Raw genomic sequence first — 23737 nt, 5'->3', positions numbered from 1 at the left:
CACTTCGGACGGAATTAATGCAACAGGAGGTCAAAAGATGGCTGCTCAGAAGATAAAAACAAAAAATCCTGACTTTATTCTGTTATTTTCTGCGGTAATCATTTTGGCAGTTGGTCTGATTATGGTTTTAAGTGCCGGCTCCTCTTTTTCTTATGAGAATAAAAATAATTCCTATTATTTGTTTTTTAGGCAGTTACAGTGGGTAGGGTTAGGAATCTTTGCAGCCGCGGTAGCTGTTTACCTCCCTTTGAAGGCCTTTCGAAAGGTATCTGGGATCAGTATACTCGTCAGTGTCATCCTGCTCTTGATGGTCGAATTCAGCAGCCTGTCAAGTACAAAGAAAGGTTCGGCTCGCTGGCTGGATATTTTCGGGATGTCCGTACAGCCGTCAGAAATCGCAAAACTGGCCATTGTCCTCTTCTTTGCTTATATCCTTAGCCGCTACCCGGTTAAAAAATTTAAGGATATCTTCATGCCGGTGGGTGTGCTTGGCGTCATTTGTCTGCTCGTTTATAAGCAGCCTGACCTTGGCACTGCGATTGTCATCCTGGGAGCAGGAGTGTTTATGATGCTGATGACGGAGCTCCCGACGGGCTATTTCCTGGCTGCGATTCCACTGATTGGCATCCCAGGATTTTTTCTGGTTAAAGGAGAAGAATACCAGTGGAACAGAATATTGGGATGGCTGGATCCTTGGGAATATGCAACATCATTTGGCTATCAGCAAATTAATGCCCAGATTGCCTTCGGTTCTGGCGGGCTGCTCGGCATCGGGATCGGAAGAAGCAGTGAGGGACTGGGTTTTTTGCCTGAAAATTATACGGATACTATTTTTGCCGTGATCGGACAGGAATTTGGTTTCTTCGGGACTTCGCTCATGCTTTTGTGTTTCATCGTACTCATTGGGCGCGGCTATGCCATATCACGGCAATGTCCGGATGGATTCGGACGGATGCTCGGATTTGGGATCACAACGATCCTGGGCATTCAAACCGTGATTAATCTTTGTGTTGTGACCGGTCTTTTCCCAGTAACAGGAATCACCCTACCTCTGATTTCCTATGGAGGAAGCTCTTTGCTTGTAACCATGTTTGAAATAGGTATTTTACTGAATATTTCACGCTTCCGACAGAATAATCTGCTGCGAAGCAGTTAGCAGACTGATAATAAGGTTATTTATGTTTTCTATGCGAGTGGTAGATGTACGAGTACCTTTATAACCGCCTTCATAGTATAATGAAAAGGTTAACCAAGTACTAAAGCATTTTACGTTGGAAAAGGATGGGAAAAATGCCCGATGGGTTGAAGGTATCTGCTGTTATGAAAAACAGTATTGCTGCTGAGATGGAGATCGAACCCGGAGATGAGATTCTCCAGGTGGATCAGCACAATATTCAGGATATTTTGGATTTGCAGTATTGGACGGCTGAAGAAGAATTTACATTGATCATTCAGAAGAAGAATAAAGAGATCTGGGAATTGGAGATTGTCAAGGAACCGGAGGAACTGCTTGGCATAGAAGTCAGCAGTGTTGGCCGGGATGGACTGATGAAGTGTCGGAATAACTGTGTTTTCTGCTTTGTCCGGCAGATGCCTACCGGGATGAGAGCGTCACTATACGACCTGGATGATGATTATCGGATGTCAGTGAACCAGGGAAGCTATATCACCTTGTCTAACCTGGCAGATAAGGATTTTCAGAGAATTATTGACATGCATCTGAGCCCTTTGTATATCTCTGTTCATGCATGGAATCCCGCTGTCAGGGAGAAACTGATGAGAAACAGGCAGGCCGGGAAACTGGCTGAGCAAATCAATAGACTTGCCGAAGCCGGTCTTGTTCTGCATACGCAGATCGTTTTGGTTCCTGGATATAATGATCGGGAGGTTTTGCAAGAAACTGTAGAGAACCTTGCGGCCTTTTTCCCGCAGGTCCAGTCCATTGGCATTGTTCCGGTTGGATTAACAAAGTACAGAGATAGACTGCCGGAACTTCGGATCGTAACGCCGGAAGCGGCAAGGGAAGTCTTGGAACATGGAATAGAATGGCAGAAGAAATACCGAAAACGGACCGGTCAAAACCTTGTTTATTTTTCTGATGAATTTTATATGCTTGCTAGCAGAGATTTTCCGCCACATCCTGAATATGACGATTTTCCCCAACTTGAAAACGGCATTGGCATGGCCCGAAAGTTTCAGGATGAAATCCAGATGTGCATTGGTGACCTGCCAGAGCGGATTCAGGAAAGAAAGATACACATAGTTACCGGGGTATCGGCAGCGGCCTATTTCCGGTCCAGGATCGCAGAGCTGCCTGCAGTTCAAGGCCTGCATATTACTGTACATGAGATTGCCAACACTTTTTTTGGAACCACGGTGACCGTTGCAGGGCTGCTTACGGCTCAGGACATCGCAGCACAACTGGGTGACCTGCAGGGAGAGTATTTCTTACTGTCGCGAGTGATGCTGAGGGCCGGTGAAGAAGTATTCCTCGATGGATATGATGTCCGATGGCTGACCAAACAGGTCAATGGTATAGCGGTAGTTGTGGAAAATGATGGTCAGTCTTTTATAGAAGGACTTTTAGGGATAACGATTGGAGGTTCGGAAAGTGAGTAAACCTGTGGTAGCAATTGTTGGGCGTCCGAATGTCGGGAAATCGACGCTGTTTAACAGAATTGTCGGCGGCTTGGTGGCCATCGTTGAAAATACCTCCGGGGTAACAAGGGACCGGTTATATTTTGATGCTGAATGGCTTGGCAGAAAATTTACGCTGATTGATACCGGCGGCATAGAATTTAAAGATGAAACGACACCGCTTTCATCGAAGATGAAACAGCAGGCCGAAATCGCAGTCGATGAAGCTGATGTTATCATGTTTCTTGTCGATGCCAAATCCGGAATTACGCCGGATGATCAGCAGATCGCCAGATATCTGCGAAAATCGAGCAAACCGGTATTGCTGGTCGCGAATAAAGTAGAAAAATTTAACAGGTTTGAGGCAGAGGCCCATGAATTTCTGCCGCTGGGCTTCGGTGATGCGATTCCGGTTTCGGCCGTTCACGGCATGAATACCGGGGATCTCCTCGATACGCTTATTTCGGTCCTGCCGGAAGATGCCGAGGCCGACTATGACCCGGATGTGGTTAAAATCGCCGTGATTGGCAGACCGAATGTCGGCAAATCATCGATTGTCAATATGCTGCTTGGGGAGGAACGGGTCATTGTCAGTGACATACCAGGGACAACCCGGGATGCAATTGATACCCCATTTACCTATGAAGACAGAAATTATGTATTAATCGACACGGCCGGCATCAGGCGCAAGAAAAAAATCTCCGAAGTCACGGAAAACTACAGCGTGGTGCGCTCTTTCCGGGCTGTGGACAGGTCGGATGTCGTACTGATGGTGATCAATGCCATCGAAGGCGTAACAGACCAGGACAAGAAAATTGTCGGCTATGCACATGAAGCAGGAAAAGGTCTCATCCTCGTTATCAATAAATGGGATCTTGTGATCAAAGATGAGAAAACCATCAATAAATATGAAAAAGATATTCGGGAAGAGCTGGCTTTTGTCCTTTATGCACCGACGCAGTTTGTTTCGGCCAAGACAGGCCAAAGAATCAACAAGATCATGGATCTGGTGGAATTTGTTGCGGAGCAGACCAGCAGGCGTATCTCGACCAGCACCTTAAACAATCTGCTCCGGGAATGGGTGCATCTGAATCCGCCTCCGTCGGATAAAGGTGTACGGTTAAAGATTTTATATGCAACGCAAAGCAGTGTTCAGCCCCCGACCTTTATATTCTTTGTGAATGATCCGGAGCTTGTTCACTTTTCGTATAAGCGTTATCTGGAAAATCAGCTGCGTAAGAACTTTGGTTTTGAAGGTTCACCAATCAGAATGATCATGCGAAAAAGAGATGAAGAAAAACAATAATTGACAGTAAGAGAAAAGAGGAGAAAGTGTTATTATGTTTGCGTATCTGATTTTTTTGCTTGCTTATCTTCTGGGCGCCTTACCATCCGCTTTTCTGGCAGGCAAGATCAAAAATATAGATGTCCGGAAGCATGGAAGCGGCAATATGGGAGCCACAAACACCTTCCGCGTTCTGGGCCCATTGTGGGGAATTGGCGTACTGGCTGCGGATGCGCTTAAAGGAGGCCTTGCAGCTTACCTTTGCTGGCTAGTCTTTGGCCCCTGGGGCGGCATTGCCGGTGGTCTGCTTGCGATGCTCGGACATAGCTTCAATCCGTATTTTGGCTTTCAGCGAACCGGTAAAGGCGCTGCCTGCGGGTTGGGCGTCATTGTTGTTCTGATTCCGGAGGTAACGATTGTTGCCCTGATGGTTTTTATTCTAGTTGTGTTCGTAAGCAGGTACGTTTCGTTGGGATCAATTCTAGCTGCAGTTACTGTGATTATCATGGCTTTTGTTTTTCAGGAGCCGCTTGCTTATAAAGTACTAGCCTTGCTAGGCGCCTCAACAGTGATTTTCCTGCATCAGTCCAATATCAAAAGGATCCTTAACGGGACTGAAGCTAAGTTTGGTAAAAATAAAGGGGAGTGAAAAAAGTGAAAAAAATTGCAGTATTTGGTTCAGGAAGCTGGGGAACAGCAATTTCTCTTCTGCTAGTCAGGGCAGGGCATAAGGTTTCTCTTATCGGGATCTTTTCAGATGAAATTGAGTTGATGAAAAGAAAAAAAGAGAACACACAATATCTACCAGGGTGCTTTTTGCCGGACGAGATTACCCCTACAACGGACTTAAAAGAAATCGATGCGGAAGCCGTTTTCATCAGCGTACCTTCCCACGCGGTCAGAGAAAGTGCACGTCTGATCAAGCCATACTTAAGACCCGGCTGCATTATCATCAATACGGCCAAAGGACTCGAAGAAAATACGGGCTTAAGGCTTTCTCAGGTAATTGAGGAAGAACTGCCGGACCATCCGATCGCGGTATTATCTGGCCCGAGCCATGCTGAGGAAGTCGGCAGAGATGTTGTCACCGCCGTCGCCGTTGCCGCCAAGGATATCAAAGTGGCCGAAATCATTCAGGATCTGATCATGACTCCGAAATTCAGAGTGTACACAAATCTTGACATGATCGGTGTTGAGATGGGCGGATCGCTCAAAAATATTATTGCGCTCTGTACCGGTATCCTTGATGGGATGAACCCGAAAGACAATACCAAAGCAGCCTTAATGACCAGGGGTCTTGCTGAAATGACCCGGCTCGGGGTGGCCATGGGCGGTCAGACTGAAACTTTTTACGGTTTAGCCGGAATAGGGGATCTTATTGTGACCTGCACAAGCCTGCACAGTCGGAACCTGCGGGCAGGAAGGGCACTGGGTGCCGGCAAGCCGCTCGATGAAGTCCTGAGGGAAGTCGGCATGGTCGTGGAAGGCGTCCGCGCGACAAAAGTCGCTTTTGAGCTAAGCAAAAAGTACGGTATTTCGATGCCGATCACTGAACAGGCCTACAAAGTATTGTTTGAAGGGCTTAGTCCTAGCGAAGCACTTGAGAACCTCATGATGAGAGGCAAAAAACATGAAACAGAGGATATGGGGATATTAGGACGTTAAGTCTTGGGATTAGTCATGAGATACTTACATGCATTTTAGAGTGAGAAGGTATTAGGCTGCTGACAAATTTGTTGGCAGCTTTTTGCTTTACTTACTTCTTTTAGTTTAGTTTATTTTGCTTTGACGCGCCCTGAGATCTGATACGGTTCATCCTCCTGGCTGTTTTTCACAATATATATTTCTAATGCCTTGTGACAAAGAAATCCGAGTTTGATACATAATACCAGGACGAAGATCCCGAGCATAAGCATGATGATTGTTCCAATAATGATTAACAGCGACGAAATCATATTCAGCACACCTCCGTTTTGTTGTGAATACTGTGTTCTTGCCTATATGTATTGCAAATAGCGGAAGATATTCTTGAGTCCTCAGAAAAAATGGATAAATAATTTAGACATAATTTCATTATTTCTTCAATATAAATATAATGCTTGAGGTGCTAGTCCTGTTGTTAAGTGTGAGAAGACAAAACAAGCAAAAAAAGTAGATTTCAGGTCCTTGCTGGAAGGACAGCACACTAAAAGGGAGGGAAAAGATCTATGCAAAACTATGATATTTTCAGCGATATTGCTGAAAGGACAGGAGGGGATATTTATTTCGGTGTTGTCGGTCCCGTCAGGACTGGAAAATCTACATTTATTAAACGTTTCATGGAACTCCTGGTCTTGCCGAACATAGTCAATGTATTTGAGCGGGAAAGAGCACGGGATGAGCTTCCACAAAGCGGTGCGGGCCGCCGGATCACAACGACGGAACCCAAGTTTATTCCTTCTGAGGCGGTTGAAGTTATTTTGAAGGATACGATTCACATGAATGTCAGAATGGTAGATTGTGTTGGATACGCTGTGAATGGTGCACTTGGTTATGAGGGGGAAGAAGATGAGCCGCGAATGGTTCATACCCCCTGGAATGACGAACCCATTCCTTTTGAGGAAGCGGCTGAAATCGGTACCCGCAAAGTGATTACTGATCATTCTACCCTAGGCATCGCTATCACGACAGACGGATCGATATCTGAAATCTCGAGAGAAAATTATCTTGAGGCAGAACAGCGGGTCGTTTCTGAATTGAAGGAAATAGGCAAACCATTTATTCTGCTGCTGAATACCACTAAACCCTACGCAGAAAGCACCATGGAGCTGTGCCGCGGTTTGGAACAGGCATACCAGGTACCAGTCATTCCAGTAGACTGCATGGAAATGAACTTAAATGACATTTCTCAGATACTTGAGGAAATTCTGTATGAGTTCCCGGTTGCGGAAGTCAATATTGAACTTCCCAAATGGGTTGAAGAACTGGATCTTTCCCATCCAATTCGGGCCGAATTTGAGGAAGTTATTCAAAAATCGGTCGGGGACATCAAGCGGATCAGGGATATTGATCATGCCTTGGAGATATTGTCTGAATGTCCGCATTCCAAAGATATTATTCTGAAAGAGACTGATCTCGGAACAGGCCATGCCGAAATCGAGATCACCACCGAAAAAGATCTATTTAAACAAGTCTTGGAACAGCTGACAGGAATTAATATTGAAGGGGATCATACCCTTTTAAGAATGATTTTGGATTACAGCAAAGCCAAGAAAGAATGGGATAAACTCTCGAAAGCTTTTGAAGAAGTCAGAACAAACGGTTATGGTGTCGTCACACCCCAACTGGACGAAATGTTCCTAGAAGAGCCTGAACTGATTAAATCGGGCGGCCATTATGGGATTAAGCTAAAAGCGAGTGCTCCATCCCTGCATATTCTGAGAGCAGATGTGACGACGGAGATTACACCGCTGATCGGTACCGAAAAGCAGGCGGAGGAACTTGTCAAGTATATGTTGGAAGATTTTGAGTCTGACCCGAAGAAGGTATGGGGATCCAATATTTTCGGAAAGTCCCTGCATGACTTGGTCAGGGAAGGAATTCAAAACAAGCTTTACAAAATGCCGGATAATGTCCAGATCAAACTACAGGATACACTTCAACGGATTGTGAACGAGGGGCATGGCGGTCTGATCTGCATCATCATTTAGGGGCGAATATAGATCTGATTTAAAGGAGAGATACGATTTAAAGGGATAAAGAGACCATTTTGCTGAAGGCCTTTCAAGGCCACTACAGGTGCATGGACAGATTTTTATATTCGTTTTTTGAAAGAAAGAGAAAGCCTACATTAGGCTTTCTCTTTCTTTGACTAATCTGGTTGTCAAAACCGTCAGAAAATGATTATAATAGATAAAACAGCATACTAATAAAGTTGGGAGCTGAATTGTGTGAGCAAACAGAAAAAAGATTTTCTGTTGGTAAGCAAGGAGATTCTTCCTGAGGCGATTACGAGAACAGCTCAGGCTAAAGAACTTTTGGCGAAATTTGATGTGCTGACCGTAAATGAAGCCTGTGAGAGGGTCGAAATCAGCCGGAGCGCATTTTATAAATATAAAGACGGAGTTTTTCCGTTTTATGAAGCAAGTAAAGAAAAGATGATTACGCTGTCCTTGCTGCTGATGGACAAAGCAGGGATTTTGTCGAATGTTTTAAACTATGTTGCCTCTGTCTCTGGAAATATCATTACCATCAATCAGGGAATCCCGCTGCAGGGGATTGCCAATGTCTCCATTTCGATTGAAACAGAAAAGATGGAAGAAACTGTGGAAAGCCTGGTGTCAAACCTCGGGGAACTTGAGGGAGTACGTAAAATTGAACTGATTGCAAAGAGCTGATCAAATTTTTCTGGAGTGTTGAGCTGTTTAACAATATATAAATAATTATTAACAACGTTTGTCCCAGTTGTTTTTTTTTGCATATTATGTAATGAAAGGAGGATGCAAATGGAAGCTTATATTAATGAAAGTTCTAAAAGAGATCAATCTTCTGTATCGAGTCAAAATATGGATCATCAACCTGTTGGTTGTCCATCAACTATTCATGAAACAGTATGTGTGCAAGCAGAAGTAACGGTTACACCAGATATAAAAGTTGGCGATATTAAAGTATTTTGTAAGGATGGCTCAATGACTAAGAAACGTCGTTGCAAACTCAAAAAAGCTTGTGTTTTTCTCGTTAATCAAAAGATTTGTGTTGAAATTCCTTTATCATTTGTTGCTACAGCCAAAGCTGAACCTAAAGGTATTATATGTGGAATACCCCAAAAAGGTAAATGTCCAGAAAAGCATGATTGTAAACAAAAAGTTAAATTTCTTAAATCCTTATTTAAATCAAATCTTTTTAAAGCATTGAGCGTGTTTAAACAACCCAGTTTATTTATTAAGAAATAGCATCACGTGGATTGTCGTTTACAATAGGTAGATTCTAAATAATAACGGCAATCCACAAAAAATAGTTTCTAGATCGCATTATAAATTAATTCCTAGCCATTTTCTCTAATAAAAAAAGCCCCTAAAGGCTTAGAATTATCTGGTCGGAGCGACACGATTTGAACGTGCGGCCTCTACCACCCCAAGGTAGCGCTCTACCAAACTGAGCTACGCCCCGACAAAAAGCATGCTTCCGTGAAGCACTTATACAATTTATCATACCTGTTTTAAAAAATCAAGCATCGAAGATGTAAAATACCTTTAGTTTTACACAGTTATGTGATACGCTATGACAAAGGAGTTGTAACCAAATGGATAAACTTGACTTGATTCTTCTAGAATTAAAAGAAATCAAAGACAACCAAGAAAAAATGCAATCCGATATGACAGCTTTACGGACTGATAACAGGGGAGTACATAGAAAACTTGATATGCTAATGCAAACCACGGCAATAAATATTGAAGACATTACGATGTTAAAGGCTAAATAAATATTAAAGTAATCAAGAAAACCTCAAAAATTATCCGGGGTTTTCTCTTATTCAGAAATGATTTACAGTGAGAAACCAAGCATAGACTCGAATCAGGAAGGATATACTCTGGATATGGGCCACTAAAGAAAAGACAACGAAAGGACAGCCGGCATGGGAAAACATAAAAAAAATGCAAGAGCCAAATCGTCTCTGACGGTAAGTGATCCACATTTTACAGACTATGATGTTCAAAAGGAACGTAATATCCAACAGACGCAAGCCGACAAACCCAGCCATTCCTGAACTGAAGATCTTGATCATAATCCGGGGAAACCCGGATTATTTATAATGATATTTAATAAATGATTTATAATAAGAGAAACATATAATGCAGGTCAAGAATGCCGGATACGGGATAAAGGACATTAGCCGAACAAATCTTGGACAGAAGAAGTGATGATATGAATAAAGCTATTATCGTTGAAGGGAAGACAGACCGGGAGCAGCTGCTGAAGGTACTGAGTGAACCTGTCGAAATCATTTGTACATACGGTACCATTAATCAAACGAACCTTGAAAGGCTCATTGACGAAGAAAAATACGATGAAATTTATGTGCTGGTCGATGCAGATGAGCCGGGAAATAAGCTGAGGCGGAGCATCAAAAATATTTTTCCGAATGCCCGGCATCTGTATACCAGAAGAATGTACCGGGAGGTAGCATCGACCCCACTTGAGGAAATTTATGATATCTTAAAAAATGCTCACTTCGATGTGAAGGAAATACTATAACAAGAAGAATTCCAGCCTTGTAACAAAAAGTTTCAATAATCCCCAAAAAACATCAAAATTCGCTTGTGTTATTCTTCACTTTCTGATATCATTTTGACAAGTAATATATAACGGTATATACAAATAAAATAAATACTGAAATAAGGCTTAAACTCTAAAAATAAATTTGTGAAAATATTCACTATTTTAAAACTATGAGGTAAAACTGACAATATTTGCTTAGAAGGGGGACTTAAGTACTCTTTATACAATAATTACAGTTTTTTGTATTAAGGTAAAAAGCCATGCAAGGAAAGGATAAGAAAGTGGAAATTGTTGTTTGTATTAAACAAGTGCCTGATACTACCGAAGTAAAGATTGATCCGGTTAAAAACACGTTAATCCGTGACGGTGTTCCGAGTATCGTGAATCCGTTTGACGAATATGCTACTGAAGCTGCTATCAAAATCAAAGAACAATACGGCGGTAAAGTGACCGTCCTAACCATGGGACCGCCGCAGGCTGTATCTGCGCTGCGCAAATGTCTAGCGATGGGAGCGGATGAAGCAATACTGATCAGTGACCGGGCGTTTGCAGGTGCCGATACTTGGGCTACTTCCTATTCGCTGGCCAAAGCCATTGAAAAAATTGGTAAACCGGATATCATTTTTTGCGGGAAAATGGCCATTGACGGAGATACCGCCCAGGTAGGGCCTGGTATTGCCGAGCATTTACATCTTCCCCAAACGACCTATGTCCAAAAAATCAGAGAAGTCCATGAAGATCATCTCGTCGTTGAACGTGCCTTTGAAGGCGGATTTGAAGTGATCAAAGTTCAATTGCCTGCCGTCATCGCAGTTGATAAAGCAATCGGAGAACCAAGGTATCCGAGCGTTAAAGGTTCGATCAAAGCCTCAAGAATGCCGGTATCAACCTGGTCTGCTGCGGATATTGAAGCTCCTGCCGAAAAGACCGGACTGAACGGCTCCTGCACCCAGGTAATGCAGATTTTTACGCCTGAAGTGAAAATTCAGAGTGAACTGCTTAAAGGTGAAACAGACGAACAACTATGTAATTTGCTGATTAAGAAGCTGCAGGCCGCTGAAATCGTATAAGGGAGGAGCAGAAAAATGAGTGTAAAGATTCAAGAAAATCAATGTAATGGCTGCGGCGCTTGTGTTGATAGATGTCCTTTTGGCGCTATAGAGATTGTTGCTGGTATTGCGAAATTAAAGGATAATTGTACTGGCTGCGGAGCCTGTAGCAAAGCTTGTCCGAACAGTGCGATAGAAGTCACCAAAAAAGCTAAAAAAGCTCCTAAAAACAACGACGTCTACAAGGGTGTTTGGGTCTTTATCGAACAGCGCAACGGAAAGATTGACACCGTAGCGCTTGAGCTGCTAAGTGAAGGCCGCAAGCTGGCTAATGAACTGAAGGTGGAATTAGCGGGCGTGCTTCTTGGCGAAAATGTCGGCGAACTTGCTAAAGAGTGTTTTGCTTACGGAGCCGAAAAGGTCTATCTGGTAGACGGCCCTGTGTTTAAGGATTATCGTACCGATTCCTACACGGATGCGATTGTTGAAATCATCAATAAATATAAACCGGAAATTCTATTGTTTGGCGCGACCAATAATGGACGTGACTTTGCAGCACGCATTGCTGTCAGAATTACCACCGGTCTTACGGCGGACTGCACCGCTCTTTCCATTGATCCGGAAACACGTCTGTTAAGACAGACCCGGCCTGCGTTTGGCGGTAATGTGATGGCGACCATTCTATGCCCAAATCACCGCCCGCAGATGGCCACAGTCCGTCCAAAAGTCATGAAGATGGATGATCCCGATTATAACCGGACAGGTGAAGTTATTCGCTGTGAAAGCTCTGTTAAAGAAGCGGATATGACCACCAAGATTTTAGATATTGTTCAAAGCATATCTCATACCGTCAATCTACAGGATGCTGAGATCATCGTCTCCGGCGGCAGAGGCATCGGCGGTCCGGAAAATTACCGTTTGATTGAAGAACTGGCTGAAGCCCTTGGTGGTGTAGCCGGTGCATCACGCGCAGCAGTTGATGCAGGATGGGTTCCGCATTATCGTCAGGTAGGGCAGACCGGAAAAACGGTTGCCCCGAAGCTTTATATTGCCTGTGGTATTTCAGGCGCTATTCAGCATCTTGCCGGAATGAATACCTCTGAAATCATTGTCGCAATTAACAATGATCCCGAAGCGCCAATTTTCAACATCGCGACTTATGGCCTTGTTGGGGATCTTCACCAAATTGTGCCGATGCTGACCCAAAAGATCAAAGCGTTAAAAAGGGCGTAAAAAACGGTCTCTAATGATAAGAAGATACGGCTGACGGATAAAAGGATAAAAGAGGAAGATTAAGAAAAGGAAGGTGTTAGAATTGCTTTCTTTAAAGCTGATTATATTTTTAGTGCTGACAGGACTTGCAGTTTATGCGTTTGTTCACGCCTTAAGTAAAAAAATTCGTATTTTGACTTTAGGCGCGAAAGAAAACAGGTTTGACAACCCGGGCAAACGTTTAAAGAATTTTATTGTGACCGTTTTATTGCAGGGCAAAATGCTCAGGGAATTTTACGGCTATATTCACTTGTTTATCTTCTGGGGATTCATATTCATTGCCTTAGGAGAAATCCCGTTTATGATCGAAGGACTGTTCCCATCTGTCCATGTTCCATTGCTCGGAACAAATCCCTACTTCTATCTAATTAAAGACATTCTGTCGACACTCGTATTTGTTGGTTTAATCATTGGTGTGATCAGAAGATGGATCGTCAAGCCCAAACGTCTCTACCGAACACCGGAAGCCGCGATCATCGTGATTCTGATCTTCCTGGTTATTATCACCGAATGGCTGACCAGTGGAGCCAAAATTGTCTTAGAGGCAAACTCTGCTTATAACCTGGCCTTCATCTATCATCTGTTTGCCGGACTGTACCAGGGCTACAACGCTGAAACGCTCCGTGTCATCATTGAAATTTGCTGGTGGACCCATGTGCTGATCATTCTCGGGTTCCTGGTCTATATCCCGAACTCCAAGCACATGCATTTGCTGGCCTCGCCGTTCAATGGCTATTTTGCTACATTGAAACCTGCCGGCGCTCAGATTCCGGCAATGGATCTGCTGGACGAAAAGGTTACGGAGTACGGTGTAGGCAGAATTGAAAACTTTACCTGGAAGCAACTGCTGGACAGCTTCGCGTGCGGAGAATGCGGCCGTTGTATGGATAACTGTCCGGCCAATATCTCCGGTAAACCGTTGAATCCGAAAAAACTCTTAAGCAGAGAGCTGAAAGATCATCTTCTGGAAAAAGGCGCTGAGATGACCAAGCTTGGCCTTGAATCCACAGCTGATTTAACAGCTGAAGATTTCAGGAAGATTGCCAAGGAGGACCGCGAGTGTGCGGAAATACTTCAAAAGCACTTAATCGGCGATGTCTTTACACGTGATGAACTCTGGTCCTGTACGACCTGTTCAGCCTGTCAGACTTTATGCCCGGTATCGAACGAACATGTCAACAAGATCATTGATATGCGTCGGTATGAGGTGATGAATGAAAACAACTATGCACCTGAGCTGCAGCTCGCTTTCCGTAATGTGGAGAGCAAATACAATCCATGGGGCGTCAGCTGGAGCGAGCGTGCCGGCTGGGCCAAAGATCTTGATATCCCGGTCATGAAAACAGCAGAGAATCCGGAGTATCTATTCTGGGTAGGCTGTGCCGGTTCTTTCGACAACCGTGCGAAGAAGGTTTCTGTAGCTACTGCCAAAATCCTTAAGGCTGCCGGCGTCAACTTTGCGATCCTTGGCAGAGAAGAGAAATGCTGCGGTGATTTTGCCCGCCGTGCCGGCAACGAATATCTCTTCCAGTTCATGGCCAAAGAAAATATAGGCATCCTGAATAACTATGGCGTGAAAAAGATTATCACTACCTGTCCGCACTGCTTCAATACCCTGAAAAATGAGTATCCGGAACTTGGCGGTAATTATGAAGTGATTCATCATACCCAGTTCATTAACCAGCTTATCGAAGAAGGCAAGCTGAAACTGAATAAAGACGTTCGGCTGCCGGAACAAAGAATTGTGTATCATGACTCCTGTTATCTCGGGCGCTACCAGCAGGAATATGATGCACCAAGAGCACTCTTCAATAGGATTCCGGGGGTTCAGCTCGTCGAGATGGACCGCAACCATGACAAGAGCTTTTGTTGCGGTGCAGGTGGAGCCAGAATGTGGATGGAGGAAAATCTGGGTGACCGTATCAATAACCTAAGAGTAGAACAAGCACTTTCCAAAGATCCTCAAGCCATTGGCGCCAACTGCCCATACTGCATTACGATGCTGGAAGACGGCGTCAAAGATAAGGCTAAGCCTGATCGAAATGTTCACGTTGTCGATCCGGCCGAACTCATTGCAAAAATGATCTAACAAAAAAGATAGACCTTTGGCAGACTCGGGATTGCTAAAGGTCTATTTACTTGATACAATACATACATTATGTATAGAATTATGTCGTTTCTTGAATAATAGACAGAAACGACAGGGCAGGATTTTTATTTTTAATCACGAATAATGTAAAATAACACAGAACTATGTGGAAAACTTAGGATTTCTGGAGGGGAATCAAAGGTGATCGAAGTTTATAGCGTTGAATCGGAACTAAAAACAGTTGAAACGGAAATGAATAAAGAAATGCAGTTTAATTCATCAACGCTTGATGATCTGTTGAAGCTGCCGATGAATAATCTGGATAGGTATATGAGTCCGGCATTGGTTTTGTCTGTAAGCTTCATGACCGGAAAAATCAACAAAACTATTCTTTCCCTCGCAACCGTTTTTCAATATGTTTTTTTGGCGCATCATATTCATAAACTGATTACTGATGAGGATATGTCCGAACATGCCAGGCAGTTTCCTGTACTGACAGGGGATTTTATGTTTGGACAAACTCTGAAGAAGGTATGTCAGGAAGATATATTTCCATATGCCAGCCAGTTTGTCAAACTGATCAAGACGATCAATGAAGGCATTCTGATACGCTGGCGGTATAAAAATAAGTGTATCCCTTTCCAGGGATATAACATGATCTTAGGGAAAGAAAGAGCTTCTCTGACAGCGCTGGCTGTGAAACTCAGTGCTAAACTTTCTGGGATTCCCCAAACGCATATAGATAAACTGGAGAACTTTGGGTACTGTATAGGGATGGCCTGGGCAGCTTCGGAAGAGCCGGACTGTGCTTCAATATTACAGGAAAATCTCAGTAAAGCAGAAGAGAACCTGGCTCAAATCCGCGATTATCTACCGATCAAACCTTTACAGGAATTAATGGAATTTCTATCAGCGGAAATCGAGCGAAATAAACGTGCCGGTACAGGAGTCTTACAATAATAAATATCCTTCGTGAAGATCTTGGAGCTCTCAAGCCACTGAGAAACATTGCTAAATATCAATCTCAGACCTGAGGTTTTTTTTGTCTGACGCGAATCAGAAACTTTTCTAGAACATGGAAAGTATATTTGGTATTCTTGAAATATCATGATAGAATAATTAATGGCTTATATTTAGCTGATGGAGGAGCGAAATAGTGCAACGGAGAAAACAAAGAAACGTAGAAATGACGCTTCTGGGACATGTTAAAGAATTAAGAAAAGTATTTCTTATTTCTTTGTATGCGATTGCTATCGGAACGGTTATCGGGTATATTTTCAGCGACTATGTATACGGTTTTTTGGCAGACCCTGTCACGGAAATGGCCGGAGTAAGCTTTATTACCACAACTCCAATGGAGCCGATTATGGTAAAGCTGCAAATATCGGTAGTAACCGGTATTATGATTGCCCTTCCCGTTGTATTGTGGCAGATCTGGAGCTTTATACTTCCGGGTCTCAAAAAAAACGAACGTAAATATCTTTACTACATCGTTGCGTCATCATTTATTCTTTTTATTGCCGGTGCCGCTTTTGCCTACTATCTTGTTTTGCCGGTCTGTTTGAAGTTCCTGTTGCTTGCAGGAGGAGGAGCCGTAGATTCTACGCCTTTTGTGACCAAATCCTCTTATCTGAAATTTATCTTAACGTTTATGGGGACTTTCGGAGCAGTATTTCAGCTACCGGTTGTATTGCTTTTCCTGATGAGAACCGGGCATTTGTCTCCAAAAACGCTTGCCAAATTTCGCAAATGGGCTTTTTTTGCCATTGTTATACTTACCGTAGTCGTATCCCCGACACCGGATCTTCTAACCCAGCTACTGATGGCAGGCCCAATATACATGCTTTATGAACTAAGTATATGGCTGGGCTATCTTATTACGAGAAAGAAAAAAGAACTTCAGCCTTCCGAAAACGAAGAGGGAGGGGGACAGAACCAATGAGTATGACTGAAATTGCGCTAATATTGGTCATCGCTGTCGTTCTATTTGGGCCGGAGGATTTGCCCGTTGTGGCGAGGACTTTGGGCAAAATAATATTTCAGGTACGAAAATTTACCAATGAAGTCACCAGAGAATTTAGGGGTGCGCTTAGTGCTCCCAACGGTCTAATTCAAAATGCTTTGAAAGAAGATCCTCCTAAGGATAAACCGGCTCAGTCTAAAAAAATAGCGGAAGATGAAGAGCTTCTTTCCTATCAGGAAATTGAAGAACCGTCTCCCGATAAACAAGAGAATCAGAAAGACATGCAAGCGGGTGAATAATAGTTGAAACGTCAGAAATTTTTTAGAGAAATCAATGCAGATCTGAAAAAAGTCGAAAAGGAACTTGATAAATTTCTTAATGTCGATGATCCTATGTTTTCGCAAACTTGTCTTTATCTTCTGCAAGCTGGCGGAAAGAGGTTGCGTCCGAGTTTTACGCTTCTTGCCGGGAAATTTTTTGACTACCGGTTTGAGAAGCTTCTTCCTGTTGCAATGGCCCTGGAACTTATACATATGGCAACATTGATTCACGATGATGTTGTCGATGCGTCCCTTACACGCAGAGGACGTCCAACCCTAACCGCAGGCTGGGGAAATACCGTATCGATGGCGACAGGGGACTACCTGTTTGCTAAGGCCCTAGAACTGATTGTGAAGATTGATAATTCTGCGGTATCCAGCATTTTAGCTGATGTCTGTATTGAAATGTGTCAGGGTGAAATTCAGCAAATCAAGTCCTCATACGATACAACACAAACCTTGAAGCAGTACCTTTATCGCATTCAGCGGAAAACAGCGCTGCTGATCGGCTTATGCTGCAAATTAGGTGCCAAAGTATCGAATGCCAGTCCGAGACAGATATGGCTGATGAGCAAGTACGGTAATTACCTCGGTCTCGCGTTTCAAATTGTCGATGATATCCTTGATATAACTGCAAATCCCAAAGAACTGGGAAAACCGGTCGGAGGAGATATCCGCCAGGGGATCATTACCCTGCCGATGATCTTTGCATTAAAGGATTCTCTGCAGAAAGAAAGATTAAAGGAGCTTTTGGGGCAGAAAACGAAAACGGATGCCGAAGTAGCCGAGGCAATCCAGCTGATAATCCAGGCAGGCGGAATCGATAAATCCAGCAAAGTGGTTGAGCAGTATATTGTCAAAGCTAAAACAAACCTTCGAGAACTCCCCGATATCCCGGCCAAGGCTGCTTTAATTGAGCTGGCTGATTTCATCGGTGAGAGAAGCTACTAAGATACGAAGTTGCGAAAAATCTACTCACGTTATGATGGATAATTTAAGGTTGACGTGGTACTAGTACCACGTCAACCTTAAATTATCATTAAGAGCCGCCGCAGCGGCTTTTGCTATTTTTTCAAGAGATACAAACACCCATTGATATGGTAAAAAATAGTATATTATACATGAATTACTAAGTAAGGAGCTGTGTATTTTTTGAATGACCAGAGAAGGAAAGCATTATTGGAAGAAATAGAAAAAATACGGCATTCTAAAGTTATTGTCTATTTTTCTTATACACCTCTCGACGATGGAATTCTGGTTCCGCTGTATCAGGAATTGAATAAGATTGGAAGAACCCCAAAAATTGACCTTTTCCTGCACAGCTATGGAGGTGCGGTTGACACACCCTATAAGGTTGTCATGCTAATCAGAGAATTTTGTGAAGAGTTTTCAGTCATTGTTCCTTTTTCAGCGAAATCAGCAGCTTCAATGATTGTTCTGGGAGCGGATGAAGTTGTGATGGGCCCAATATCCGAGCTGGGGCCGATAGACCCGTTAGTCAAGCATCCGTTGTATAAGGATTTCTGGATACCGGTCCAGGCCCTGCGCTGCTGCTTTGAATATATTGAAGAACTCATAGAAAACAACTCGAATACGGAGGTCTCTGAAATCATCGTCAATTCGGTTTTGAATAAACTTGATCCGTGGCTGATTGGGGATTATGAGAAAGCCTTAAAGGCTTCCAGACAATATGCCGAATCTCTGCTTTCCAAATATATGCTGAAAAATAATAAAGAAAAGGTGAAAGTGGTCACGCAAAACCTCACAAACGGTTATTTTTCGCACGGTTATCCGATAGGCCGGGCTGAAGCTAAAGAGATGGGCATTTGCGTAACTGAGGCTTCAGGAGAATTATGGGGATTAATCTGGGAATTATATCTTGTTTATCAATCCATGTTTTCTGGCGAAAATACTTGTAATTTTTCTCTTTCTACGATAGGATGATGTAGGGTAAAGAAATTGGTTTTTTGTAGATTTCATGATATAGTAATATGAAAAGGAGGGTGACAGAAGTGCAACCTATTTTTGGAATGATTGCTCCCATGACATTAGTCATTATCTTAGTCGTTGTGTTGATTATTTTTGGCCCAGGGAAACTTCCTGAATTGGGCAAAGCTATGGGCAAAGGTATTAAAGAATTTAAGTCCGCGACCGATGATCTGGAAGACAGCGTCAAGGGAACCAAGGATTCGACTGAAGAGAAAAAAGAAGGATAAGCTTCTATCAGCAATCACATGATCCATATAGAAATGTTTAGGACGTTACCGTGTTGCCATAGCTGGCAAGGAGTGGTAGCGTCCTTAAATTATTTCCCTTTTTATATGATTCTAAGATTATCTGCATTTACATTTAGTAGTTTCGCACAATATTCGATAATTTCGCGGCGTCGAACGATCCCGATAAAAATTCCCTGATCGTCAATCACGGGAACAAAATTCTGCTGGATCGCCCTAGAAATAAGATCATTGATCTGTGCATTGATCGAAACGGGTGCATTCTGGGTACGTTGTTCAATCTCATCCAGATGTATTTTTTCCGTGTTGCCGAACGTGAGATCAGGGGTATTCTTCAGCTTCCAAAGGAGGTCGCCCTCTGTTACAGTTCCCGCGTAATGCCCCTTGGAATCCACCAGAGGGATCGCGGCATATCCATGGTACTCCATACGTTCAAGCGCCTGACGCATCGTAGCATTTTTTTTAAGAAAGATGACATCTTTTTTCGGAATAAGAAAAAATGCAACATTCTTCATAGTAAAACCTCTGATACTTTATTATGCTGACTGTATATTTAAATTATTCCATAGAAACTATGGAATTCCTTCCCGGTTCTAAAGCTTTTTGACAGTAAATAAAGTATCGTGGTCTCGAGGGACAAAGTGACGTATTTGTCCCCAATTAAGAGGAGGACAAAAGATACGTACTTTTGTCCTCCTCTTATTCGTTTTACAATTTTTTAGAAGATTACACCCAGAGCAATAAGGATAAGAATCGCAATCGCGATAATACCTACACCTACACCGCCATATACCGGAGCCACTGGGGCAACCGGAGCCACCGGGGCAGTTCTGCAGCAGCATCCATAACCGTACATTTATTTTTCACCTCTCTTATAGTCAGATTAAATAATAAGATATTGGGTTCTTAGAATAAAATCCCCATCGCAATCAAGAGCAGAATAATCACTGTTACAATAGCAATTCCGCAAAAATTTGGCGTACAGCAACAACCACCAACTGCGCCTCCTGTTACAACATTACCGGCAACTGCACCTTCGTAAGCCATAATCGCAAGACCCCCCTTGTATAATTGGTATGAATTGGTATTTGATGCAATATATGTATAAGAATGTGCAATGGTGTATTTTCTACCGGTCAAAAATAATTGGATAAAATAACAGAAGCTCCCGCGTCCGGGAGCTTCTTGCGCAAAGTCCAAAGACAACTGCGGCTAGATTTTATACCTAGACATCAATTATCTAGAGACTCTTCAATAAAAAATTAACATGGAAAAGCCTTAAAGTCAACGATTATAAACAAAAATCTAGTAGTTAAGTTTTGGTTATTCTGTTATTCAACGAACGGAATAAACACAGCCGCAATATTTTTGAAGGTAGAAATTTTGGGACCGCGCGATCTCCATCGTCTTTTTATATCCATCCTGTTTTTTAAAATTTCTGGCCAAGAATTTGAGACAGTTCTCATCAGCAACCTTTTGACCTATCTCTAGAATGCGTTTGCTGCTTTTATGAGGGCTGATGGTCAGCGTGGTTGTAAAGATGCTGATATCGTTTTTCAAAGCATATGCGGCCGTTTTTTGAAGTCTCAGAGCAAAGCAGCGGTCACAGCGAAGTCCTTTCTCCGGTTCATTCTCCAAACCTTTCACTTGTGTCAACCACTGTCGGGGGACATAAGGATCCTCGATAAAAGATATGTTTTGGGCAGCGGCATATTTTTGCAGTTCACTGCTCCGGAGTAGGTATTCTTCCTTCGGATGAATGTTAGGATTGCAATAGTAGATGACCGGAGTAAAATCCCCAGAAAGCTGCTCCAGGACATAACCTGCACAGGTGGCGCAACAGGCATGAATCAAAATTTTTTCTTTGACCATCGTTTCAACCTCCTAATGGTGACGCTACAACATATCCCTAAGGGAATAAGTCTTGCTGGCAAAATTATAGGCCTGATGCAGCTTGAATGCAAGATGGGAAAGTTGTTCAAAATAACTAAAGGATAGGAGGTGAATTTGATGAACAAAAATGCAATGGATCGGAATGTAATCATTCCTGTTTTAGGATTATTGTTTTTGTTGTGCGGCACTGGACAAGTTTTTGCCCAATCGACCCAGTATACCGTTCAGGCTGGAGACAGTATGTGGAAAATTGCAGTAAGGTATGAGATTGGATTAAGTGAATTGGCCCAGGCTAATCCGCAAATCCAAAATCTTAGACTGATTTACCCCGGGCAGAAGATATTGATCCCGAACATCGACAGCGTTAAAGCCCTAGAAACGGAAGTAATTCGCCTGGTGAATGTTGAACGGTCAAAAAAGAGTTTGCAACTGCTGAAACAAAACTGGGAAGTATGCAGGGTCGCAAGATACAAGTCGCAGGATATGATCAATAAAGGGTACTTTGCTCATGAGTCGCCGACTTATGGATCTCCTTTCAAAATGATGGAGTCCTTTGGCATCCGGTTTTCAGCCGCGGCTGAGAACATTGCCTATGGCCAGCAAACACCGCAGGAAGTAATGAACAGCTGGATGAATTCTGCGGGACACCGCAGCAATATCCTAAGTCCATCTTATCTAGAAATAGGTGTAGGAGCGGCCAAAGACAGTGAAGGCAATATCTACTGGACACAAATGTTCATTAAGCCGCTATAACCTTTATAACTTTTGAAGACAACTTTTGAAGAAATGCTGCAAGAGCATCCTGAATAAAAATGGTGGTTCATCCCTTCGGGCTGTGATAGACTAGTACTATCGGTCCCATTGTTATTTAAGGTTGACAGGGGACGATCACAAATCTTACCTGAAGGATATCGTGATGACAGCACAGGGACTTGCCGCGGAGAATAATGAGAGCCGGATCATTTGGCTGGATGTAATGAAGGGAATAGGGATACTGAGCGTCGTCTGGGGACATGCCGGCCATCCTTATTCTTTTCTGATGTTCTTTTTCCATATGCCTTTGTTTTTCTTTATCAGCGGCTACCTGTACAGACCTGTCGGTAAAGTAGTGCCGCTGCAATATTTAGTCAGGCGGTCAAAACAGCTTCTGGTTCCTTATGTTTTTTATATCATTCTGATTACGGCCTTTCTGGCCGTATTAAGTGTCCTTAAAGGCCAATCTGTGGATATCAACTGGACAGCATTGATTCTGGGCGGAAGCAAGCTGGAAGGTGCTTACGGAACCTTTTGGTTTGTGACCTGTTTATTTTTTGTCCAGATATTTTTTGACTTCGTCATCCGGAAGATTCGTCCAAGGTGGCTTGTCGTGCTGACGATCGCGGCATGTTTTGTTTTTGCCTTCTGGGAATCACGCTTTCACCAAGATTTCTTTGTTCCCTGGAATATGGATGTGGCCCTTTTTGGAATCGTTTTTTATGCGCTGGGTTTCCTTTTTAAACAAAAAAAATGGCTGGTAAATGCCCAGCTAAACAAAATCATTCTTTTATTTTCAGCAGTCTTTCTTATCTTGTTCCTTTATGCATATTTTCAGGATTACCTAAGGTTTGGTTTGGACTTTAAGCACCGTCAGTATTACTTTTTCGGTACGAACATCCTTGTGCCAATGGCTGCAGTTCTGCTGATCTCCGGCCTAAGCAGGATGCTCAGTAATTGGACTTTTAGTAGAAAGTTATTTAGTTCCCTGGGCCAAAGTTCGATGGCAATCATGTTTCTTCATTTGTTTGTGAATTCAGTGATTGGTGGTTTTATTACAATTAATCCTTGGCGTTTTCTTATTATCGGAATATTATTCCCTTGGCTGTGGTTTGAATTTGCTTCGCGGATACCTGGTCTGCGGTTTCTGGCTTTAGGAATAAACAAAAAAAAACCGGCCATTGGTATTGATATTGGAACCTCAGGCAGATCGGACAGAAGCATCTGAAAAACTGCAATAGGTTTGTTGTTCACGACTGTTCCCGATTGATTTTCTTTAGAAGCCAGGCCATATTTTTGCCAAGTGTCTGAAATGTATGGATGCCTTCCTCATCCTGTTGGACATTCCCGGGTTTATGGGCAAGTGTCATATTCCAGTAGCTGGAACCTACGGTGATCATTTCGGTAATGCCAAAGAATAGATTGATTGAAGAAAAAACGAAATTTGTACCGGCTCTCCGCGCAGCCACAACCGCGGCACCAACTTTTCTGGTCAATAAACGGCCATTGGCCCCGTTAACGATGCCGCAGCGATCAATAAAAGCTTTGACTTCGGGGGTCATGTTACTGAAATAGCTTGGGGAACCGATCAGAATGCCATCAGCTTCAAAGACTCTTTGCAGAACCGGATTCAATTCGTCGTTATGGCCCGGGCAGCTTCTGTCTTTGCTCTGAGCGCATTTTCCGCAGACCTTACAGCCAAAAATCGGTTTTCCGCCTAATTGCAGCAGTTCGGTCTGAATGCCCTCCTTTTCTAATTCCTTAAGAACAATTTGAAGACTTTGAGCCGTATTTCCATTGGGTTTTGGGCTCCCATTAAGTGCAACAACCAACATAGTATGTTCCTCCTGATTTTAGGCGTTTTTTGTATTGTCAAAATTTTGGATTAATTTTTGATGCTTTTGATGTAAGTACAATTATAATGAATAATTCGAGATCAACATTCGTGTTTCCTGCAGCGGATTCTGGAGGGACCTTTATAATC

Annotated in this window: 28 protein-coding genes and 1 tRNA gene; 22 read left to right on the top strand and 7 right to left on the bottom strand. The window is 43.0% G+C overall.

What is annotated here, in order from left to right; all coding sequences use genetic code 11:
- Window positions 1-37 precede the first annotated feature (37 nt).
- The 5 genes from C1I38_RS11570 to C1I38_RS11550 all read left to right on the top strand — a co-directional run bounded on the left by C1I38_RS11570 (window position 38) and on the right by C1I38_RS11550 (window position 5587).
- Window positions 38-1156 (top strand): putative peptidoglycan glycosyltransferase FtsW, encoded by a 1119-nt coding sequence (locus tag C1I38_RS11570; protein WP_119776480.1) that lies wholly within the window; start codon window positions 38-40, stop codon window positions 1154-1156.
- Window positions 1157-1290: 134 nt separating this feature from the next.
- A complete protein-coding gene (locus C1I38_RS11565; protein WP_119776478.1) occupies window positions 1291-2619 on the top strand; it encodes a DUF512 domain-containing protein in 1329 nt (442 codons plus the stop codon).
- The gene (der, locus tag C1I38_RS11560) at window positions 2612-3943 is read left to right on the top strand and encodes a ribosome biogenesis GTPase Der (RefSeq protein ID WP_119776477.1); all 1332 of its coding nucleotides are present in this window, start codon (window positions 2612-2614) and stop codon (window positions 3941-3943) included. The genes C1I38_RS11565 and der overlap by 8 nt, the downstream gene beginning before the upstream one ends.
- A 34-nt stretch (window positions 3944-3977) precedes the next feature.
- Entirely contained in the window at window positions 3978-4571 is a 594-nt protein-coding gene (gene plsY / locus C1I38_RS11555; RefSeq protein WP_020490977.1) for a glycerol-3-phosphate 1-O-acyltransferase PlsY, read from the top strand.
- A 5-nt stretch (window positions 4572-4576) separates the two neighbouring features.
- The gene (locus C1I38_RS11550; RefSeq protein WP_119776475.1) at window positions 4577-5587 is read left to right on the top strand and encodes an NAD(P)H-dependent glycerol-3-phosphate dehydrogenase; all 1011 of its coding nucleotides are present in this window, start codon (window positions 4577-4579) and stop codon (window positions 5585-5587) included.
- Between the two features lie 110 nt (window positions 5588-5697).
- Here C1I38_RS11550 and C1I38_RS11545 read toward each other — a convergent pair whose 3' ends face one another.
- A complete protein-coding gene (locus C1I38_RS11545; RefSeq protein ID WP_026156174.1) occupies window positions 5698-5877 on the bottom strand; it encodes a hypothetical protein in 180 nt (59 codons plus the stop codon).
- 252 nt (window positions 5878-6129) lie between these two features.
- Between C1I38_RS11545 and spoIVA the strand changes: the two genes are divergently transcribed.
- From spoIVA to C1I38_RS11530, 3 genes are all read left to right on the top strand, one after another.
- Entirely contained in the window at window positions 6130-7611 is a 1482-nt protein-coding gene (gene spoIVA / locus C1I38_RS11540) for a stage IV sporulation protein A (protein WP_020490974.1), read from the top strand.
- Window positions 7612-7851: 240 nt separating this feature from the next.
- Window positions 7852-8298, top strand: a complete 447-nt coding sequence (locus C1I38_RS11535; RefSeq protein ID WP_020490973.1) for an ACT domain-containing protein — start codon at window positions 7852-7854, stop codon at window positions 8296-8298.
- Between the two features lie 108 nt (window positions 8299-8406).
- On the top strand, window positions 8407-8853 hold the full coding sequence (locus tag C1I38_RS11530) for a hypothetical protein (RefSeq protein WP_119776473.1): 447 nt from the start codon (window positions 8407-8409) through the stop codon (window positions 8851-8853).
- A gap of 140 nt (window positions 8854-8993) precedes the next feature.
- On the opposite strand, the gene C1I38_RS11525 is transcribed toward C1I38_RS11530, so the two are convergent.
- Window positions 8994-9070, bottom strand: a tRNA-Pro gene (locus C1I38_RS11525).
- Window positions 9071-9203: 133 nt separating this feature from the next.
- On the opposite strand from C1I38_RS11525, the gene C1I38_RS11520 reads away from it, so the two are divergent.
- The 12 genes from C1I38_RS11520 (at window position 9204) to tatA (ending at window position 19089) form a co-directional block, all read left to right on the top strand.
- Window positions 9204-9383, top strand: coding sequence for a hypothetical protein (locus tag C1I38_RS11520; protein ID WP_020490970.1), 180 nt, complete (start codon window positions 9204-9206; stop codon window positions 9381-9383).
- Between the two features lie 153 nt (window positions 9384-9536).
- Window positions 9537-9668: a hypothetical protein gene (locus C1I38_RS14385; protein WP_015043047.1), complete on the top strand. Its 132-nt coding sequence runs from the start codon at window positions 9537-9539 to the stop codon at window positions 9666-9668.
- 158 nt (window positions 9669-9826) lie between these two features.
- Entirely contained in the window at window positions 9827-10156 is a 330-nt protein-coding gene (locus tag C1I38_RS11515) for a toprim domain-containing protein (RefSeq protein ID WP_020490968.1), read from the top strand.
- A gap of 305 nt (window positions 10157-10461) precedes the next feature.
- Window positions 10462-11250 carry an electron transfer flavoprotein subunit beta/FixA family protein gene (locus tag C1I38_RS11510; RefSeq protein WP_119776530.1) on the top strand — a complete coding sequence of 263 codons (789 nt, stop codon included), beginning with the start codon at window positions 10462-10464 and terminating at the stop codon, window positions 11248-11250.
- Between the two features lie 15 nt (window positions 11251-11265).
- A complete protein-coding gene (locus tag C1I38_RS11505) occupies window positions 11266-12462 on the top strand; it encodes an electron transfer flavoprotein subunit alpha (protein WP_119776472.1) in 1197 nt (398 codons plus the stop codon).
- Window positions 12463-12544: 82 nt separating this feature from the next.
- Entirely contained in the window at window positions 12545-14590 is a 2046-nt protein-coding gene (locus tag C1I38_RS11500) for a (Fe-S)-binding protein (protein WP_119776470.1), read from the top strand.
- A gap of 201 nt (window positions 14591-14791) precedes the next feature.
- Window positions 14792-15550, top strand: a complete 759-nt coding sequence (locus C1I38_RS11495; RefSeq protein WP_119776468.1) for a polyprenyl synthetase family protein — start codon at window positions 14792-14794, stop codon at window positions 15548-15550.
- Between the two features lie 196 nt (window positions 15551-15746).
- The gene (gene tatC, locus C1I38_RS11490; RefSeq protein ID WP_119776467.1) at window positions 15747-16532 is read left to right on the top strand and encodes a twin-arginine translocase subunit TatC; all 786 of its coding nucleotides are present in this window, start codon (window positions 15747-15749) and stop codon (window positions 16530-16532) included.
- Complete coding sequence (locus tag C1I38_RS11485) at window positions 16529-16852, top strand: twin-arginine translocase TatA/TatE family subunit (RefSeq protein ID WP_119776465.1); 324 nt, start codon at window positions 16529-16531, stop codon at window positions 16850-16852. The genes tatC and C1I38_RS11485 overlap by 4 nt, the downstream gene beginning before the upstream one ends.
- Window positions 16853-16855: 3 nt before the next feature.
- Window positions 16856-17824: a polyprenyl synthetase family protein gene (locus C1I38_RS11480; RefSeq protein ID WP_026156170.1), complete on the top strand. Its 969-nt coding sequence runs from the start codon at window positions 16856-16858 to the stop codon at window positions 17822-17824.
- Between the two features lie 201 nt (window positions 17825-18025).
- Window positions 18026-18817, top strand: a complete 792-nt coding sequence (locus C1I38_RS11475) for a peptidase (protein ID WP_119776464.1) — start codon at window positions 18026-18028, stop codon at window positions 18815-18817.
- 68 nt (window positions 18818-18885) lie between these two features.
- On the top strand, window positions 18886-19089 hold the full coding sequence (tatA, locus tag C1I38_RS11470; protein WP_020490959.1) for a twin-arginine translocase TatA/TatE family subunit: 204 nt from the start codon (window positions 18886-18888) through the stop codon (window positions 19087-19089).
- A 101-nt stretch (window positions 19090-19190) separates the two neighbouring features.
- Here tatA and C1I38_RS11465 read toward each other — a convergent pair whose 3' ends face one another.
- From C1I38_RS11465 to C1I38_RS11460, 4 genes are all read right to left on the bottom strand, one after another.
- Window positions 19191-19622: a CBS domain-containing protein gene (locus C1I38_RS11465; RefSeq protein WP_020490958.1), complete on the bottom strand. Its 432-nt coding sequence runs from the start codon at window positions 19620-19622 to the stop codon at window positions 19191-19193.
- A gap of 203 nt (window positions 19623-19825) precedes the next feature.
- A complete protein-coding gene (locus C1I38_RS14065; protein ID WP_165904923.1) occupies window positions 19826-19963 on the bottom strand; it encodes a hypothetical protein in 138 nt (45 codons plus the stop codon).
- A 50-nt stretch (window positions 19964-20013) separates the two neighbouring features.
- Window positions 20014-20154: a hypothetical protein gene (locus C1I38_RS14060; RefSeq protein WP_165904922.1), complete on the bottom strand. Its 141-nt coding sequence runs from the start codon at window positions 20152-20154 to the stop codon at window positions 20014-20016.
- 288 nt (window positions 20155-20442) lie between these two features.
- Window positions 20443-20979, bottom strand: a complete 537-nt coding sequence (locus tag C1I38_RS11460) for an epoxyqueuosine reductase QueH (protein ID WP_119776462.1) — start codon at window positions 20977-20979, stop codon at window positions 20443-20445.
- A 138-nt stretch (window positions 20980-21117) separates the two neighbouring features.
- Between C1I38_RS11460 and safA the strand changes: the two genes are divergently transcribed.
- Together safA and C1I38_RS11450 are read left to right on the top strand one after the other, a co-directional pair.
- A complete protein-coding gene (gene safA / locus C1I38_RS11455) occupies window positions 21118-21753 on the top strand; it encodes a SafA/ExsA family spore coat assembly protein (RefSeq protein ID WP_119776460.1) in 636 nt (211 codons plus the stop codon).
- A 163-nt stretch (window positions 21754-21916) separates the two neighbouring features.
- Complete coding sequence (locus tag C1I38_RS11450) at window positions 21917-22981, top strand: acyltransferase family protein (RefSeq protein ID WP_119776459.1); 1065 nt, start codon at window positions 21917-21919, stop codon at window positions 22979-22981.
- 22 nt (window positions 22982-23003) lie between these two features.
- Here the strand turns inward: C1I38_RS11450 and C1I38_RS11445 are convergent, their stop codons facing one another.
- The gene (locus tag C1I38_RS11445; RefSeq protein WP_119776457.1) at window positions 23004-23588 is read right to left on the bottom strand and encodes a flavodoxin family protein; all 585 of its coding nucleotides are present in this window, start codon (window positions 23586-23588) and stop codon (window positions 23004-23006) included.
- Window positions 23589-23737 lie beyond the last annotated feature (149 nt).

The sequence above is a fragment of the Dehalobacter sp. 12DCB1 genome (assembly GCF_004343605.1).
GTDB lineage: Bacteria > Bacillota > Desulfitobacteriia > Desulfitobacteriales > Syntrophobotulaceae > Dehalobacter.
The sequence above is the reverse complement of the archived record's forward strand: the minus strand, read 5'-3'. Positions and strand labels throughout refer to the sequence as shown.

Bases quoted from the DNA above. Each gene is read 5' to 3' on its own strand.
- C1I38_RS11450 (WP_119776459.1), top strand. From the start codon at position 21,917: ATGACAGCACAGGGACTTGCCGCGGAGAATAATGAGAGCCGGATCATT.
- C1I38_RS11460 (WP_119776462.1), bottom strand. From the start codon at position 20,979: ATGGTCAAAGAAAAAATTTTGATTCATGCCTGTTGCGCCACCTGTGCA.
- C1I38_RS11445 (WP_119776457.1), bottom strand. From the start codon at position 23,588: ATGTTGGTTGTTGCACTTAATGGGAGCCCAAAACCCAATGGAAATACG.
- C1I38_RS11565 (WP_119776478.1), top strand. From the start codon at position 1,291: ATGCCCGATGGGTTGAAGGTATCTGCTGTTATGAAAAACAGTATTGCT.
- C1I38_RS11465 (WP_020490958.1), bottom strand. From the start codon at position 19,622: ATGAAGAATGTTGCATTTTTTCTTATTCCGAAAAAAGATGTCATCTTT.
- safA (WP_119776460.1), top strand. From the start codon at position 21,118: ATGAACAAAAATGCAATGGATCGGAATGTAATCATTCCTGTTTTAGGA.
- C1I38_RS14060 (WP_165904922.1), bottom strand. From the start codon at position 20,154: ATGGCTTACGAAGGTGCAGTTGCCGGTAATGTTGTAACAGGAGGCGCA.
- C1I38_RS11505 (WP_119776472.1), top strand. From the start codon at position 11,266: ATGAGTGTAAAGATTCAAGAAAATCAATGTAATGGCTGCGGCGCTTGT.
- C1I38_RS11530 (WP_119776473.1), top strand. From the start codon at position 8,407: ATGGAAGCTTATATTAATGAAAGTTCTAAAAGAGATCAATCTTCTGTA.
- C1I38_RS11545 (WP_026156174.1), bottom strand. From the start codon at position 5,877: ATGATTTCGTCGCTGTTAATCATTATTGGAACAATCATCATGCTTATG.
- spoIVA (WP_020490974.1), top strand. From the start codon at position 6,130: ATGCAAAACTATGATATTTTCAGCGATATTGCTGAAAGGACAGGAGGG.
- C1I38_RS11485 (WP_119776465.1), top strand. From the start codon at position 16,529: ATGAGTATGACTGAAATTGCGCTAATATTGGTCATCGCTGTCGTTCTA.
- C1I38_RS11515 (WP_020490968.1), top strand. From the start codon at position 9,827: ATGAATAAAGCTATTATCGTTGAAGGGAAGACAGACCGGGAGCAGCTG.
- C1I38_RS11520 (WP_020490970.1), top strand. From the start codon at position 9,204: ATGGATAAACTTGACTTGATTCTTCTAGAATTAAAAGAAATCAAAGAC.
- plsY (WP_020490977.1), top strand. From the start codon at position 3,978: ATGTTTGCGTATCTGATTTTTTTGCTTGCTTATCTTCTGGGCGCCTTA.
- C1I38_RS11570 (WP_119776480.1), top strand. From the start codon at position 38: ATGGCTGCTCAGAAGATAAAAACAAAAAATCCTGACTTTATTCTGTTA.
- C1I38_RS14065 (WP_165904923.1), bottom strand. From the start codon at position 19,963: ATGTACGGTTATGGATGCTGCTGCAGAACTGCCCCGGTGGCTCCGGTT.
- C1I38_RS14385 (WP_015043047.1), top strand. From the start codon at position 9,537: ATGGGAAAACATAAAAAAAATGCAAGAGCCAAATCGTCTCTGACGGTA.